Below are 16,857 nucleotides of genomic sequence, written 5' to 3'. Positions count from 1 at the left end.
CCGCGCTCCTTTTTAATATATTTCTTCTTTATATTCTATAAGTTCATCATTCTTATAAACAACCTTAGCATGGTGATAATGATCATCTTCCATCCAGTTTAAGAAATGATAATCAGCTTCCCATTGTGGATAATCAGGAATTAAATCATCATCCACCCATTCCAGAACACCTTCATCACATTCTTTTAATGTCCCTTCAAAGTCATGACAAGAATAAACAAACATACCTTCATCTTCACCATAATAAAGACCTGGGAATGTAACATAACCATGACATTGAATAGAATGTACTGTATATCCTGTTTCTTCTAGTATTTCTCTTTTTACACATTCATCGGGTGATTCCCCTGGTTCTAATTTACCACCTACACCAATCCATTTACCTTCATTGATATCTTTCTTCTTTTTTATACGATGAAGAAGTAATGTTTTCCCATCTTTCTTTAAATACGCTATTGTAGTCAGAATCATCCTAATACCCCTTGAAATAACCTGGAGAAGTGGCTTCTACGATTTCACAATCTATTTCTTTTTCTAATAATTCTTTTAATTTATGTACCATAATGACTTCTACATGATGTCCTACATCTACTAAAAGAATATTATAATCTGATGCTTTTAAACCACTATGATATTTCAAATCACCTGTGACATAAGCATCTACCTGTGGAGCGACTTCATCTATTAAATCTCCTCCAGAACCACCACAGATTCCTACTGTAGAGACTTCTTTCACTTTACCTGCATAATTGACTGATGGAATATTAAAAGCTTTCTTTACATAGTCTAAGAATTCATACATACCCATTGTATCTGGGAGTACACCCTTCTTAGTAATATTAGATTCATCGGCGTCTTCAATATTTAAACATCCTAATGCTTCCATTAACCATCTATTCATAGAAATCTTATCTAAAGATGTATGCGCACTATAGACAACAATATTATGTTTAATCGCTTTTTCAATAAAACGTCCTACAGGTGTTTTTGTATCTAAAGTCAATGTATTGAATAAGAATGGATGATGGGTAATCAACATCTGACATCCTGCATCAATGGCTTCCTGCAATGTTTGTAAGTCTGCATCTAAACCAATCATTATTTTATTCACTTCTGTATAAATATTACCTGCCTGTAATCCACAATGATCCCAGTCCTCTTGACAACTTAAGGGATAATGAGATTCCATGATTTTAATAATCTGTTCTGCTTTCATAAATATCACCTTCCATTTCAATCATTATAACACAAAAAAGAAGTACCTAGAGTACTTCTTCAATTAAGGCAATAGAATGTAATACCTTTGCATATTTTTCATGTTCAATATTTAATGAATCCAATATACGTCTTTGAATCTTTAGTTCTCTTTCCCACTTCTCAATAAAGAGAGGATTCTTCTGTTTTCTAAGGACTGGTCCAAAGAGAATATCTTTTTCATCTAATTCCTGATGGCCTTTTTTCACAACCATGATTTCATAAATATGATGAGCATCTTTGACTAATGCTTCATCAATAATCTGTAGGTTATGATTCATTAAGTATTCTCTTAATAAATCAATGGCTGTATTGGCCTGTAGGAAGAGTATTTTATCTTCTACATAGTCAAGATGAGCATCTAATATTTCACTCATCAATAAGCCACCCATACCACAAACAGAGATCATATCTACTTTCTTATCGATGATAGGGTCTAATCCATTACCAAGTAGTGGGATGACTTGATCTTCAAGATGTAAAGACTGAATTGTTTCTTTAGAACTAGAGAGAGGTCCTTCCGCTACATCACATGCATAAGCTGATGTGATGATGTTTTCATCAAGTAAAAAACAAGGCAGATAGGCATGATCAGTGCCGATATCTGCCAGGATAGTTCCTTGTTTATGTTCTTCAATCATCCAAGCAACTTTGCTTAGACGTTTTGAATGAAGCTTCATTAGTGATCTAAGAAGTCCTTTAGACGTTTAGAGCGTGAAGGATGTTTTAATTTTCTTAAAGCTTTTGCTTCAATCTGTCTGATACGTTCACGAGTTACGTTGAATTCTTTACCTACTTCTTCAAGTGTTCTTGTACGTCCATCATCTAGACCGAATCTAAGTCTTAATACTTTTTCTTCTCTATCTGTAAGTTCTAATAATACTTCATTTAATTCATCTTTTAATAATTCGTTAGATGCATAATCATCAGGGCTCATAGCACCTTCATCTTCAATGAAGTCACCTAAATGAGAATCATCTTCTTCACCGATAGGTGTTTCTAAAGAAACTGGTTCTAAAGAAATCTTTTGGATTTCTCTTACCTTTGCAGGAGTCATTCCATCCATCTTTTCTGCGATTTCTTCAGCTGTTGGTTCTCTACCTAATTCCTGAACAAGCTGTCTCTGGATACGAGTTAACTTGTTGATAGTTTCTACCATATGTACTGGAATACGGATAGTACGTGCCTGATCGGCAATTGCACGAGTGATAGCCTGTCTGATCCACCATGTTGCATATGTAGAGAACTTAAATCCTTTTGTATAATCGAACTTTTCTACAGCCTTAATAAGACCCATGTTACCTTCCTGAATTAAGTCTAGGAATAACATACCACGACCTACATATCTCTTAGCGATAGATACAACTAATCTTAAGTTTGCAGCTGCAAGTTCTTTCTTAGCCTGTTCATCACCTTCAAGAATACGTTTTGCGAGTTCAATTTCCTGTTCATGAGTTAATAAGTCTACACGACCAATTTCCTTTAAGTACATCTTAACAGGGTCATTGATTTTAACGTTAGAACCTAACTGGTTCATATCGTCATCGTCATCAGACTGGTTATACATCTTATTTGTATCACCGAAATCCATATCTAGATCATTACCGAAATCTAGATTAGCGATATCATCATCACCTGCATCATCATCTGTATCTACTTCTAAGCCTTCAAGGTCATCAAGATCATCTGCCCCTCCAGCCATGAAGTCATTATCATCTATTTCTAATGCATCTAAACCATCTTCAATTTCAATATGGTTATCATTGATTGCATCAATAAGGTTTTCATATGCTTCATCATCTAAATCATATCTAGACTGGAAAGCATCTAAGTCATCCTGAGTTAAACGGTTGCCTTTAGCCTTAGCGGCACTTATCAGCATTTTTTCAAGTTCTTCAAGAGTAATACCCTGTACTGCTTTATCCTTTTTTGCCATAGCTACTCCTTTTTTAAATCAATTAGCTTTTGGAGAATCTCAGCTTTTGCGCTAGGCGCAAGAACATTCTTAAACTGTTCCTGTAATTCCTGTTCACGAATATTCTTGGTATTTTCTGTAATTCTCGCAATATAATCATCAATCACTTCTTTTTGATAAGGGAGTGGAAGTGAACACTCCGCAATATCTGTCAACGCATTCACAAGGGTTGAATGAGAACTCCCAATCTTATCAATCAGGTTCGCAATATCCATTGTTTGATGCGTACGATAATAGTCTCTAATATAAGCAGCAAGTGCACGATATGTATCATTGTGCATAAAGCCTGCTTTTGCTTCATAAATATCACTGACCTGACGGTCATTCAACATATAGAATAATAAATTCTTTTCTGCCAAAGTATATTTATCTAGAATAGGACGCTGGTCCTGAATTGTTTCAATACGATTTTGAGAAAACTGTTCATGATGTTCAATAATTGCAGAACTATTTAAAAGTTGTTCCTCAATGATTTCCTTAGGGAAATCAGTCAATGATGAAAGTTTCGTAATATAGTGTCCACGATCAATTCTATCTTCTATCTTTGCAATCTTCTCGCATGCCTTTATAAGTAAGGTTTTACGATCTTCATAATTGCGTAAATCAAGTCTTGAACATTCAAAGGCCATCATGAAATCAATAGGGCTTAAAGTATCCTTTAAAACAGCATCAAGACCCTCTATACCTTCTGTTGATAAGATCTCATCTGGATCTCTTCCATCAGGTAATAATACAATCTTGACTTCAAAGCCCTGTGATGTAAGTAAATCACTTGATTTCATAGCTGCAGCCTGCCCTGCCATATCACCATCTAAGCATAAATGAATCGTACGTGTCATACGCTTCAACATTCTTAAATGATCTTTAGTAAGAGCTGTCCCCATCAAGGCAATACAGTTATCATGATGAGCACGATGCATCGCAATTACATCCATGAACCCTTCATTAATATATACAAAGCCTGCCTGACGGACTGCTTCTTTCGCACGATGGTAATTATAAAGTGTTTTACCTTTAATAAATATATCAGACTCTGGTGAGTTCATATATTTAGAATTCTTATCCTGTGCTTTATAGATTCTTCCAGAAAAACCTACAACCTTTCCAAATTCATCATGGAGAGGAAACATCACACGATCATGAAAACGATCATAATGACGGTCATTTTCTAAAACTAATCCTGATTTCACCTGAGCAACTTCAGTATAGCCTTCCTTCTGGAAACGTTCATGTAAGATGGATTTATCTGGCGCATACCCAATTCCAAACATCTTAATGAGTTCATCATCAAAACCACGATGACGTAAATAATCAAGTGCCTGTTTACCTGATTGTGTATAGAGATAATACATATAAAGCTTCAAGGCAAAAGCGTGCATATCATAAAGAGGCGCAAGCGCCTCATCTACTTTCACAACACGCTTCTCTAGTGAATAGCCGGACATATCTACATGTCCAAACTCTGCCACTTTCATAACGGCTTCTACGAAAGGAACCTTTAAATATTCCTGAATAAATGTGAAAACATTCCCTCCGTTGCCGCATACAAAACATTTATAAATCTGTCTTGATTGTGAAATAGATAAAGATGGATGATTATCATCATGGAAAGGACAGATAGCCATATAGTTCTTGCCTTTTTTATGAAGTTCAAGGTATTGGCCCATCACATCAACGATATCTACGCTTTGTCTGATTTCATCAATCTTTTCCTGTGATAATCTTGCCATCTAATCATCCTCTTAGTTAAAACGTGTTTTATCTGCAATATAAGCTTTTAACTGATCAATTGGTAATCTGATCTGTTCCATAGTGTCACGATCTCTTACAGTAACGCTATGATCTTCAGCTGTATCGAAGTCTACAGTCACACATAATGGTGTACCAATAGCATCCTGTCTTCTATATCTCTTACCAATCTGACCTGCCTGATCATATTCACAATAGAAATCTTTTACTAAATCATTATAAAGTTCCATTGCTTCATCAGACTGCTTCTTAGTAAGTGGTAATACTGCAACCTTTACTGGAGCTAATGCAGGATGGAAATGCATAACTTTTCTTACATCACCATTTTCAAGTTCCTGTTCTTCAAATGCATCTGCAAGAACTGATAAGAATAAACGGTCTGCACCTACTGATGGTTCAATAACGTATGGAAGATACTTTTCATGAGTGTCTGGATCTAAGTATTCTAAGTTCTTCTTAGAATATTCCTGATGACGTCCTAAGTCGTAATCAGTACGATCTGCGATACCCCATAATTCACCCCATCCAAATGGGTATAAGTATTCGATATCTGTTGTTGCTTTAGAGTAGAAAGAAAGTTCTTTCTGGTCATGGTCTCTGTATCTTAAGTTTTCTTTATTGATACCTAAATCATATAAGAACTGCATACAGTCATGACGCCATTTTTCAAACCATTCTAAGTCTTCATTTGGTTTTGTAAAGAATTCAAGTTCCATCTGTTCAAATTCTCTTGTACGGAAAATGAAGTTACCTGGAGTGATTTCGTTACGGAATGATTTACCAATCTGTCCAATACCAAATGGTAATTTCTTACGTGATGTTCTCTGAACATTCTTGAAGTTTACAAAGATACCCTGAGCAGTTTCTGGTCTCAAATAGATCTTACTCTTTGCATCCTTTACAACACCCATAGATGTTTCAAACATTAATTCGAACTGTCTGATATCTGTGAAATCATGTCCACCACATTCAGGACATGCAATGTTATGTTCTCTAATAAAAGTCATCATTTCTTCTGGAGTCCATCCATCTGGATGTAATTCAGGATCATAAGCTTCAATTAATTTATCCGCTCTATGTCTTGATTTACACTGTTTACAGTCAATAAGTGGGTCATTGAAGTTACCTACATGTCCACTTGCCTGCCAAACTCTTGGATTCATAAAGATTGCAGAATCAATACCTACGTTGTAAGGACATTCCTGAACGAATCTCTTCCACCATAAGTTTTTAATGTTGTTCTTTAACTGAACACCCATTGGTCCGTAATCCCATGTATTTGCGAGTCCATCATAGATTTCTGAACCTTGATAGACAAAACCTTCACCTTTTGCATGTGCAATTAGCTTTTCCATATCTTTTGTAGCCATATTTTCCTCCTTGAGATAAGAAATGACTTAGGAATAACCTAAGCCATGAACTTTATAGTCCCACTATTTATACCCTTATAGTGTATATTTGTCAACCAATTATAAGGGTATAAAAAAGAACCTTTCTGAAAGAAAGGTTAGATGTAAGTACGTGCGTTTAGCCAGGTAAGAATATCTGTATAGACATTGATACGATCCTTACCAAATAGTAATGCATGACGTTTGTTGTCATAGATTTTTAATGTGATATCCGCCATACCTAGTGTTTTATAGTTACGATAGATGAGCTGGGCATCTTTACCTAAACGAGTAAGAGGATCAAGTGCACCGGATGCAATCCATGTAGATAAGTATGTTGGTGTTTTCTGATATGTCTCTTCACTGTTAGCATGTCTAGAAATTTTGTAGATATCACTATAGCCTTTAACTGTATAAGAGAAGTTTGTCAATGTATCATTAGAAAATCTATTCACTAGTTGTTCATTATCTGTGAGATAAGAGAACGGATGATCTCCATTGAAATGATGTGATAACTTCATTCTGTTTCTTAATGCCAGTTTATTGAGATGATATCTTTCACCCTTCATCAGTTTAAAGAAGTTAAGACAAAGATTCTTATAGCGGTACGCTCTGACTCCGGACACTGCTCCCATCAACAACATTCCCTGGAAATAGTCTCCAAAGCGTGCTGCATATTCACGAATCATCTGTGCACCTAGTCCTGTACCTATATAATAATAAGGTGTATCTGTATAACGTGCCATCATCACCTTCTGCAGATGATGCATATCCTTCATCAAATAATCAAGGACATCTGTTTTCCCAAAATAACCTTGTTCAAAATCAATAAGTGAATGACCATGTCCGACCATATCACTCACTACGACTACATATCCCTTATCACACATGAAATTCGCAAAATGATCATAGTTAGATGCATTTTCATTAAGATCATGCTGTACAAATAAGACAGCCTTGACTCTAATGATCACCTGTGGTTCATAAATGAAAAAGTGAACATGTGTATGTAGTGTTGATGTATAAGTTTCTTCATGCTTCATACATCATTCCTCCCCTCATATCCATTCCTTCACAAAACGTAACGCATTGAGATATATTCCACAATATTCATCAATATAATGTTCAAATATGAATAATATCTCTTTAAGTACTGCTTCATCTATAGATAATGCATCAATATGGGCTATGGGTGTCTTATATATATGACGTATTGCCTTCAGTGCATCTATAGATAATTCTACATCCTGTGGTGTTTGATGCTTATGGCATACAAAACCACCATCTACAAGTGAAAAAGAAGTGACTGATGTATGTCCACAATGAACACATCCGTCTACTTCTAACTCTATTCCGTTATCTTTCATAATAAAGACAAGAATCAATGCATAAATCAATTTATATGAGTATCCTGTATCTATAGCTTTTAAAGCATCTACTAAAAATGTATAAGTCTCTAGATCAGGTTTATTTTCAGGAACATAGCGATAATAATATTCTAATAAGCATTGTGCTAGTATATCTGTTTCTATATGATCCTGGATATGTGTATAATACTTAATTCCTGAAGCACGTATAAGAGATGATAATCCTTTACGTACATTTAGCTCAAATAAGCTTAACGAGGAAGGTGTGACACCACGCGCATTTTTAGAATTGATTTTTCTAATTCCTTTTCCATAGACTGATATTCTACCATAGTCATGTGTATAAATAGAAAGTATTGCATCAGATTCTTTTGAAGGTGTTATTTTAAGTACAACCCCTTCTGTTTTCTCAATATTATGAGTAGTCATCCTGGTTATAACCAAATTCCTTTAAATACTGTGCTTTATTACGCCAGTCTTTTTCTACTCTTACAAAGAGTGAAAGTTTAACAGGAACCCCCGCAAAACGTTTCATATCACGTCTTGCCTGGTCTTTGATCTTCTTGATCATTGTACCCTGCTTACCAATGATAATACCCTTCTGACTCTTTCTATTCACAATAATCACAGCCATGATATCTATTCCATTTTCATCTTCAATCCACTGTTCAATTTCTATCGCCACATCATGTGGAATTTCATCATGAGTGAAATAAAGAATTTTTTCACGAATAAATTCAGCCATAATGAACTGTTCTGGATGATCTGTAATTGTATCTTCTGGATAAATAGCTGGTCCTTCTGGCAAATCCTGTTTGACAGTCTTAATTAATTCATCCACATTATCCCCATTAAGTGCACTAATTGGAATGATTTCCTTAAAGTCCATCATCTGATTCCATTCAATCAGTTTATCCATTAATTCATCTTTAGAAAGAAGATCTGCTTTATTTAACACAAGATAGACAGGACATTCTGCTTTCTTTAACCTTTCTACAATAAAGCGGTCTCCCTTACCAATACGTTCATTGGCAGGTTCAATAAATAGAATCACATCAGTTCCTACAATACTATTTAAAGCTGTTGTATTCATAAATGATCCTAAGCCATCCTGTGGCTTATGAATACCTGGTGTATCTACAAATACAATCTGTGCTTCATCATCTGTATAAACACCCTGAACTGTATTTCTTGTCGTCTGGGCAGTAGGTGATGTAATCACTAATTTTGTCTTTAAAATATGATTTAATAAAGTAGATTTTCCTACATTAGGACGTCCTACAATACTTACGAAACCTGATTTATAACTCATAAATCCTCCTCACTAAAACTTCTAGGTAATAATTCATAGATATTAGTCACTTCATAGTGATCTCTTGCCCCTAATACAATAGGTGTATCAGATTTCAAGAGTTCACTTAATACCTGTCGACATGAACCGCAAGGTGAAATCAATGTCGGTCCATCTCCAACAATCGCAAGTGCTTTAATATCCTCTTTACGGTAGCCTTGGCAATAAGCCTGAAATACTGCATTACGCTCAGCACACATTGTAGAGCCATAAGCTGCATTCTCAATATTGGCACCATAAATCAGCTTGCCATCATTAAGTTCACAGCATGCGCCTACTTTAAAATGTGAATAAGGGGTATATGCATTCTCTCTTGCCTTAAAAGCTTCATCTACAAGATATTGATAATCCATTAGGCTCCCTCTCTTTCAATGCTTAAAGCACCTAGGATTTGATCCTGTAAGCCAAACATTTCTTTTTCTTGTTCATCTGTCATATGATCATATCCTAATAAATGTAGAATACCATGTGTAAACAAGAAACACATTTCTCTTCTCAAGGAATGACCATATTCTTCTGCCTGTTTCTTAGCATGATCTACAGAAATAAAAATATCTCCTAAAGTTCTAGGCATACCTTCTACATAAAATTGATCATTATCTTCCATTGCGAAACTGATGACATCAGTGGAACGATCAATATGACGATATTCTCTATTAATTTCATGTATTCTTTCATCATCTACAAGAACACATGATACTTCTACATCATCTTCAATACCTAAAGTCTTTAAAGCCTGTTCAATAATAGCTGTAAAATCCTGTTCATAATTATTTTCAAAGTTCTCTACTTCATTATCAAATACAAAATCTATATTCATTAATATCACCCTTTCTCGATGATTTTTCCTTTTTCCATTATAACATAGTCATATCCCATGTTCATGATTTTTTTATCATGTGAAATCACCACAAATAACTTTTCTTGATATGTTTCAAACAAAGTTTGAATGATGATTTCTTTACGTTCAAAAGAGAGATGACTGAGGGCTTCATCAAGAATATAAATATCTCCATCACACAACAATGCACGGGCAAGTGAAAGAATCTGTTGTTCTCCTAATGATAAAGGAAGTCCCTGAGAAGTGATAGGTGAATCTCCTAGTTCAATCAATCTTTCTCCTGTTAAGGAAAGTAATACATGAAGTATACGTTCTTCATCCTCACAATTCAATACTTCTTTGATAGAACCAGGTATAAATGATTCATGTTCTTCTACAAGAATGATATGTTTCTTTAAAGAATCCTGATTGATGTCTTTTAAAGGCTTATTATTCACGAGTATTTCACCACGATAATGTGAATCATTACCTTCTAGTAAATAAGCTAATGTAGATTTACCTGAACCATTATCTCCAAATATAAAGAATGAATGATTAATTTCTAAATCAAGATGATTTAAAACAGGTTCATGGAAGCCATAAGCATAACTTACATTATTCATATAAATAGTATGAATTGGTTCTTCTATCAATAACTTACCTTGTACGAATGGTGTTGTAAGTTCCTTATATTTCTCATAAAGTACTGTACTTTGAGAATATTCTACTAAAGTAGTACAGAGATGAATAAGGGGAATAAGAATCATATTATAAACCATATAGAATAGAATCAATTCACCCATGCTGATACTCTTATTATGATAGAGGAACAATCCTACAAATAATATAAGTGCTTCTCCAAGTATTTGGATCATATGCATACCAGTAGAGAGTGTTAATGAGAATTCTTCCTGATCCTGTTTATGATTGGCTTCATTCTCATAGTAATGTTCATATCTTTTAAGCCATTGATGTTTTCCATAATATCTCTTTCCTATTTCTCTTTGATCTAAATAATCAATGAGTGCATGTTCTGATTCAATATGAGCAGCGATATAGTCTTTATAGAGTTCTATAAAATGTTTACTCTTAAAATAAACAAAGATTCCTAAAATAACTAACACAATAATAAGTACTAATGATAATTGCGTAGAAATAAGTAATAAACCAAGTAGTTCTAATACAATAGAAACAAGATCTACATAGAAGATACTAAAATAGGCGATACAAAACTCACTTAACTGGTATAAGTCCATGATTTGTGGATGGAGTGTTCCTGTATCTCCTTTATGATCCATAACTTGACTAATACTTGTATAGACAAACTCTTTATCAAAAGCACGTGTGAGAAGGATACTTTTCTTCTCTTTTGTCTTTTCTATTCCAATCTTTATTAAGCCGATAATAAAATATGCACCTGATACAATCATTAATACCACAATGGGTGTTTTAACCTTCATATAATCAATGAGTGATGCATAGATAAGTGATAACACATAAGAGAATAATGTGATAAAGAATGTATAGCTTCCTAGTTTTCTAATATCTTTATGATAGAGTTTCTTGATTTCTTTTAAGAACTGTTTAAATGTCTTATTCTCATATTCAAAATAGCGCCCAATATGTGTAATAGATACAACATTCTCTGTATAAATTGATGTCAATTCTTCTTGATCATAGACCACAATACCATGGGCTGGATCACCAATAATATACGTATCTCCCTTGATTTCATAGAGTACTACAAAATGACCTATACCATCTTCTATTGTATGTAAGATACAAGGTAAGGTGATATGTTCTTCTATGTCTTTTAAAGAAGCATGATAGGCTTTTGCTTCTATCGCATAGGATTTCAATGTTTCTACTAAACCTTTAATAGTCGTTCCAGTATGATCCATACGTGCTTTTCTTTTAATATTGAGTGTGTCTTCTTCAATATCATAATATTTTAAAATCATCTTGATACAATAAACGCCACAGGATACTTCATCATCCTGAAGATATATAGGATATTTACGCATATAAAAAAACCTCCCACTTATTTATTCCTTCATAAGTGAGAGATTTCTTAATATTTTATCCTAAAACTTTTCTAAGTTTAGTAATAAATTCATCAACATGTTCTTTTGTGATCACTAGAGGTGGTAATAAACGAATTACTTTTTCACCAGCAGTTACTACAATAACACCTTCATCAAGTAATGCCTGGACATATTTCTTAGCTGGGACATTTAATACAATTCCCTGCATTAATCCTAAACCTCTATGACCTACTACACAATCATAGTCTTTGACTACTTTATCTAATTCTTCTAAAAGATATTCAGATACTTCTTTACAGTTTTCTACAATTGAATCCTTCTTTAAGATATCAAATACAGTAGAGACAGCAGCAGTCACTAATGGATTACCTCCATAAGTACTTCCATGGTCTCCTGGTTCCATTGCCTTCGCAAACTTTGCATTAGCTACAAATGCGCCTACTGGTACACCACAGCCAATACCTTTCGCAAGACATACAATATCAGGTAAGATATCATACTGGAAATAAGTCATGATTGTTCCTGTTCTTCCCATACCACACTGTACTTCATCAAGAATAAGACAGATATCTTTTTCATCACAGATTTGTCTTAATCCCTGTAAGAATTCTTTTGTGCAAGGATTGACACCACCTTCACCCTGTACTGGTTCTACAATAATAGCGCCTGTACGATCAGTAAGTAAGGCTTTAACGCTTTCCAAATCATTTAAAGTGGCATATTTTACACCTTCCATTAATGGACCAAATGCCTGCTGATAATGTGCATTACCAGTTAACTTAACAGAACCTGTAGTACGTCCATGGAATGACTGATGGAATGCGATGACTTCACTATCAGCCTTATGGTGTTTTAAGAAGTAATATTTACGTGCAAGCTTTAATGCCCCTTCAGTTGCTTCTGCACCTGAGTTACAGAAGAATACCTTTGAAAGACGAGTTGCTTCTACTACTTTCTTAGCTGCTTCAATGGCAGGAACAGTATAGAAATAGTTAGACACATGAGTTAATGTCTTTAACTGTTTTTCTACTGCTTCTATATAAGCAGGATAACCATAACCAAGTGAATTGACACCAATACCACTATAGAAATCTAAGTATTTATTACCTTCTGTATCATAGAGATATACACCTTCTCCATGATCTAAAACAGTATCATATCTACCATAAGCATGAAGAAAATACTGTTCTCCTTCTTCATAATACCCCATTACTGTTCCTCCTGATAATTCAAAATGATTTTCATATACATATCCACAACAGACTGTAATACAGATTCATTAAAGTTGAATGTACCTGTATGGAGTCCACTTTGGAATTCCTTTGTTTTAGTACCGACAAAGATAAATAGACCTTTTACCTCTTTCTGATAGAAAGAGAAATCCTCAGCAAGCATGAGTGGCTCATCTAATTCTTTTAATGAAGTAATTGATGAGACATAGTTAAATAGCTTTTTATCATTGATGACAGCTGGATAGAATGGTGGACAGCTCCACTCAATTCGACATCCATAGGCTTCTTCAAAGCCTTTATTAATACGTCCTATAGAATCTGTGAGATGGGCAAACATTTCATCACTATAACAACGTACTGTGCCATGGAATTCTGTTTCCTTGGCCACACTATTACGTGCTGTACCACCATGAATTTCTCCAATATTCATAATAGCTGGATGGAATGGTGTCTTCATTCTTGTCAAAATATGCTGGTATTCATTAATTAAAGAACAAGCAATAAGTAAAGAATCTACACCTTCATGAGGTAAACCTGCATGAGCCCCTCTTCCTATTACTTTTACATCTAATTCACCACATTCAGCCATTAAACCACCTGGTTTAGAAGCAATCACACCTTCATCTAATAAAGGCATCAGGTGAATACCAAAAATAGATTCTACATTAAACTGTTTTAATAAACCTTTTTCACAGACAATGCGTGCCCCACCAGGAGATTCTTCAGCAGGCTGGAAGATTAAAAGAATATCATAAAGAATAGGTTCTTTATTCTCTTTTAAAGCCTTCGCAAAGCCTAGAAGTGCAGTCATATGGCCATCATGTCCACAAGCATGCATGATTCCTTTATGGGTAGAGGCAAAATCTACACCTGTTTCTTCATTGACAGGTAAGCCATCAATATCTGTTCTAAAAGCCACTGATTTACCATAGCCATGATCAATAAAGACATAAAGTCCTGTTTCTAATAATGGCTGTGGCTGATACCCCATCTTTTCCAGTTCCGCTTTTAGGTAAGCTGTTGTTTGTGTCTCTTCTAATCCTAGCTCAGGAATCTGATGTAGATCCCTGCGCCATCTCTTTAAATCATCCATGATTAAATCTTTCTTAAATCATCCATTAACTGAGTCTTATCTTTTGTCTGGTCGTCTTTTTCTTCTTTCACAATACGAGCTGGGTTACCAACTACTACTGCACCTGCTGGTACATCCTTAGTAACGATAGAACCTGCACCTACGACAGCACCCTTACCAATTCTTACACCTTCAATAACAACCGCATTGGCACCAATTAATACGTCATCTTCTAAGACAACTGGGTTTGCTGAAGGGGGTTCAATAACACCTGCAAGCACTGCACCTGCACCAACGTGACAATGTTTACCAACTTCAGCACGTCCTCCTAGTACTGCACCCATATCAATCATAGAACCTTCACCAATCTTAGCACCAATATTGATAACTGCACCCATCATGATAACTGCATTATCTCCAATAGTGACATGTTCACGGATAAAGCAGCCTGGTTCAATACGAGCGTTGATATTTGTCATATCAATCATAGGAATCGCACTATTACGACGATCCTGTTCCATATAAGTATCAGTGATCTTATCTTTGTTTTCTTCTAAATAAGTACGGATTGCGTCAAGGTCCCCAATACAGATTTTAGAATCTTCTGTACCAAACATCTTGAATCCTTCAGCCTTAGGTAAATCATGACCATTGATATATACCTTGACTGGTGTCTGTTTTTTCGCATTTCCAATATACTGGATAATTTCTTCTGCAGTTTTAAGCATAATTTTCCTCCTTTAATGTACCTTCAAAAGTAGTCCTTGCAGGACCTGTCATAAATATCTTCTTATCACGGAGTTCAATCTGTAAATGACCCCCTAACAATTCTACATCCACTTTCTCATCACACTTGTTGTTGAGATAACTTGCATACATCACAGCACATGCACCTGTACCACAAGCCATTGTTTCACCACTGCCTCTTTCCCATACACGCATCTTTAGATGTTGTCTATCAACAACCTTTACAAATTCTGTATTGACTGATTCAGGGAATAAAGAAGCATGCTCAAACTTAGGACCAATTGCTTCGATATCAAAATCAAGTGTATCTACATACTGGATGACATGCGGATTACCCATAGAAACAGCTGTACAATAATATGTATTTCCATCTATTTCAATAGGCGCATTCACCATCTCTACCTTAGAATAATTCACTGGAATATCAGAACATAGAGTAATTGGTTCACCCATATCTACACAGACACTTGTTACCTTTCCATCTTCTACATTCAATTCACAAGTTCTTATTCCTGCAAGTGTTTCAATCTTCAATGTTGTCTTATCAGTTAAGCCTTGATCATACACAAATTTAGAAAAGCAGCGGATTCCATTTCCACACATCTTTCCTTCACTACCATCAAGGTTGAACATACGCATTCTGAAATCACATGTTTCACTTGGTAAGATGATAATGACACCATCACTGCCAATACCTATATGACGATTAGATACCTTCTTGATAAATGTTTCATCTGTTGGAACATTCTGATTGATTCCATCAAAGTAAACATAATCATTCCCGATACCTTCCATTTTCAAGAATTTCAACATTTTCTTTTACACCTTTCTTGTTCATAGTCTGAACTTATTGAAAGTATAACACAAAATTATCATAGTGACACTAACTAATATTTATACAAATTATCATAAGAATCGATGATCATAATCGTCTTTTCATCAATAATAGTAAAGAGATATTTCACAATATCATGATGTAAGGCAACGCATCCCATTGTATAGTCATGAGTGCCAAAACAGTGAAAGAAATAAGCACTTCCCTTTCCTTTAATACATTCCTTATTATAGTTAAAGAAGGCTGTATATTCATAAGGTTTAGTATAATCTATCAAGTGTTCATCATTCTCTTTTGTACAATGAGAATGGTCCCTAGTCTTTTCATCCACAAACTCATTATAATACTGTTCACCACACCAATAATCATCTTCAGTAATCTGATGATAATCCATCTTTGTGCCAGGATCTGGCGCAATACCCATGAGTTTCCCAAAAGTATATTCACCTATAGGTGTTTGTCTTGCGCCTTCTTTTCCTTCACCCATGCCTCTTTGTCCAATAAGTGCTGGCGTTTGTAAGACAAGCCTCCATTTTTCTTCTTTCTTATAATAATAGAATGTCGCATGACTTGTATTATAATGATCGACACAAACCAAAAAGAGCTGATCTGTTTTCTTTGATGCTTTTAAGCTTTCTATATTCATGTAACCGCCTCCTGGCTACATTATATTAAAAAAGGAACTATATGAAAATACAGTTCCTTTATTTAAATAAAATAAAAACTCTGGTAAACCAGAGTTATTTTCAAATGGGGCGGCTGATGGGGATCGAACCCACGAAATGCCGGAGCCACAATCCGGTGTGTTAACCGCTTCACCACAACCGCCATATCTCTCGTAAGAGACAAGTAAGATTATATACAAGTGCTGATAGTTTGTAAAGAGAAAATTTAACTTTTTTTAAAGAAATTTAAAATCCTCAATTGTAAAATGAAACTGGAATCAAGGAATTGGGATAAAGGGGCATGCCCCTTTATCCCAATTCGCGTGGCCGCAGGCCCCTATTCTCAATTTTTGTAAA

At 35.0% G+C, this 16,857-nt stretch carries 17 protein-coding genes and 1 tRNA gene; all 18 read right to left on the bottom strand.

The window, feature by feature from the left end:
* Positions 1 to 12 precede the first annotated feature (12 nt).
* Positions 13 to 471 carry an NUDIX hydrolase gene (locus ABUA27_RS03460; RefSeq protein ID WP_129981085.1) on the bottom strand — a complete coding sequence of 153 codons (459 nt, stop codon included), beginning with the start codon at positions 469 to 471 and terminating at the stop codon, positions 13 to 15.
* Between the two features lies 1 nt (position 472).
* Positions 473 to 1,216 carry a Nif3-like dinuclear metal center hexameric protein gene (locus ABUA27_RS03455; RefSeq protein WP_129981086.1) on the bottom strand — a complete coding sequence of 248 codons (744 nt, stop codon included), beginning with the start codon at positions 1,214 to 1,216 and terminating at the stop codon, positions 473 to 475.
* A gap of 46 nt (positions 1,217 to 1,262) precedes the next feature.
* Entirely contained in the window at positions 1,263 to 1,934 is a 672-nt protein-coding gene (locus ABUA27_RS03450; RefSeq protein ID WP_129981087.1) for a tRNA (adenine(22)-N(1))-methyltransferase, read from the bottom strand.
* Positions 1,934 to 3,190, bottom strand: a complete 1,257-nt coding sequence (gene rpoD / locus ABUA27_RS03445) for an RNA polymerase sigma factor RpoD (RefSeq protein WP_129981088.1) — start codon at positions 3,188 to 3,190, stop codon at positions 1,934 to 1,936. Before rpoD ends, ABUA27_RS03450 begins: the two co-directional genes overlap by 1 nt.
* Before the next feature lie 2 nt (positions 3,191 to 3,192).
* Positions 3,193 to 4,959, bottom strand: a complete 1,767-nt coding sequence (gene dnaG, locus ABUA27_RS03440; protein ID WP_287968313.1) for a DNA primase — start codon at positions 4,957 to 4,959, stop codon at positions 3,193 to 3,195.
* A 12-nt stretch (positions 4,960 to 4,971) separates the two neighbouring features.
* Positions 4,972 to 6,348: a glycine--tRNA ligase gene (locus ABUA27_RS03435; protein WP_129981090.1), complete on the bottom strand. Its 1,377-nt coding sequence runs from the start codon at positions 6,346 to 6,348 to the stop codon at positions 4,972 to 4,974.
* Positions 6,349 to 6,485: 137 nt separating this feature from the next.
* Positions 6,486 to 7,409, bottom strand: a complete 924-nt coding sequence (locus ABUA27_RS03430) for a serine aminopeptidase domain-containing protein (protein WP_129981091.1) — start codon at positions 7,407 to 7,409, stop codon at positions 6,486 to 6,488.
* A 15-nt stretch (positions 7,410 to 7,424) separates the two neighbouring features.
* Complete coding sequence (gene recO, locus ABUA27_RS03425; RefSeq protein ID WP_129981092.1) at positions 7,425 to 8,162, bottom strand: DNA repair protein RecO; 738 nt, start codon at positions 8,160 to 8,162, stop codon at positions 7,425 to 7,427.
* A complete protein-coding gene (gene era, locus ABUA27_RS03420; RefSeq protein WP_129981093.1) occupies positions 8,149 to 9,045 on the bottom strand; it encodes a GTPase Era in 897 nt (298 codons plus the stop codon). The genes recO and era overlap by 14 nt, the downstream gene beginning before the upstream one ends.
* Complete coding sequence (cdd, locus tag ABUA27_RS03415; RefSeq protein ID WP_129981094.1) at positions 9,042 to 9,437, bottom strand: cytidine deaminase; 396 nt, start codon at positions 9,435 to 9,437, stop codon at positions 9,042 to 9,044. The genes era and cdd overlap by 4 nt, the downstream gene beginning before the upstream one ends.
* Positions 9,437 to 9,904 carry an rRNA maturation RNase YbeY gene (gene ybeY / locus ABUA27_RS03410; RefSeq protein WP_117459719.1) on the bottom strand — a complete coding sequence of 156 codons (468 nt, stop codon included), beginning with the start codon at positions 9,902 to 9,904 and terminating at the stop codon, positions 9,437 to 9,439. Before ybeY ends, cdd begins: the two co-directional genes overlap by 1 nt.
* Before the next feature lie 5 nt (positions 9,905 to 9,909).
* The gene (locus ABUA27_RS03405) at positions 9,910 to 11,928 is read right to left on the bottom strand and encodes a cysteine peptidase family C39 domain-containing protein (RefSeq protein WP_129981095.1); all 2,019 of its coding nucleotides are present in this window, start codon (positions 11,926 to 11,928) and stop codon (positions 9,910 to 9,912) included.
* Between the two features lie 55 nt (positions 11,929 to 11,983).
* Positions 11,984 to 13,159, bottom strand: coding sequence for an aspartate aminotransferase family protein (locus ABUA27_RS03400; RefSeq protein WP_303352654.1), 1,176 nt, complete (start codon positions 13,157 to 13,159; stop codon positions 11,984 to 11,986).
* On the bottom strand, positions 13,159 to 14,274 hold the full coding sequence (locus ABUA27_RS03395; protein ID WP_129981097.1) for a M20 metallopeptidase family protein: 1,116 nt from the start codon (positions 14,272 to 14,274) through the stop codon (positions 13,159 to 13,161). The genes ABUA27_RS03400 and ABUA27_RS03395 overlap by 1 nt, the downstream gene beginning before the upstream one ends.
* A 2-nt stretch (positions 14,275 to 14,276) precedes the next feature.
* Entirely contained in the window at positions 14,277 to 14,981 is a 705-nt protein-coding gene (gene dapD / locus ABUA27_RS03390; protein WP_278243677.1) for a 2,3,4,5-tetrahydropyridine-2,6-dicarboxylate N-acetyltransferase, read from the bottom strand.
* Positions 14,974 to 15,813 carry a diaminopimelate epimerase gene (gene dapF / locus ABUA27_RS03385; RefSeq protein ID WP_129981099.1) on the bottom strand — a complete coding sequence of 280 codons (840 nt, stop codon included), beginning with the start codon at positions 15,811 to 15,813 and terminating at the stop codon, positions 14,974 to 14,976. The genes dapD and dapF overlap by 8 nt, the downstream gene beginning before the upstream one ends.
* A gap of 74 nt (positions 15,814 to 15,887) precedes the next feature.
* Positions 15,888 to 16,481, bottom strand: coding sequence for a L,D-transpeptidase family protein (locus ABUA27_RS03380; protein WP_129981100.1), 594 nt, complete (start codon positions 16,479 to 16,481; stop codon positions 15,888 to 15,890).
* Between the two features lie 105 nt (positions 16,482 to 16,586).
* A tRNA-His gene (locus tag ABUA27_RS03375) sits at positions 16,587 to 16,663 on the bottom strand.
* Positions 16,664 to 16,857: the final 194 nt, after the last annotated feature.

It is taken from the genome of Catenibacterium sp. RTP21428st1_D7_RTP21428_210409, assembly GCF_040227455.1.
In the GTDB taxonomy this organism is placed as follows: Bacteria; Bacillota_I; Bacilli_A; order Erysipelotrichales; family Coprobacillaceae; genus Catenibacterium; species Catenibacterium mitsuoka_A.
The sequence above is the reverse complement of the archived record's forward strand: the minus strand, read 5'-3'. Positions and strand labels throughout refer to the sequence as shown.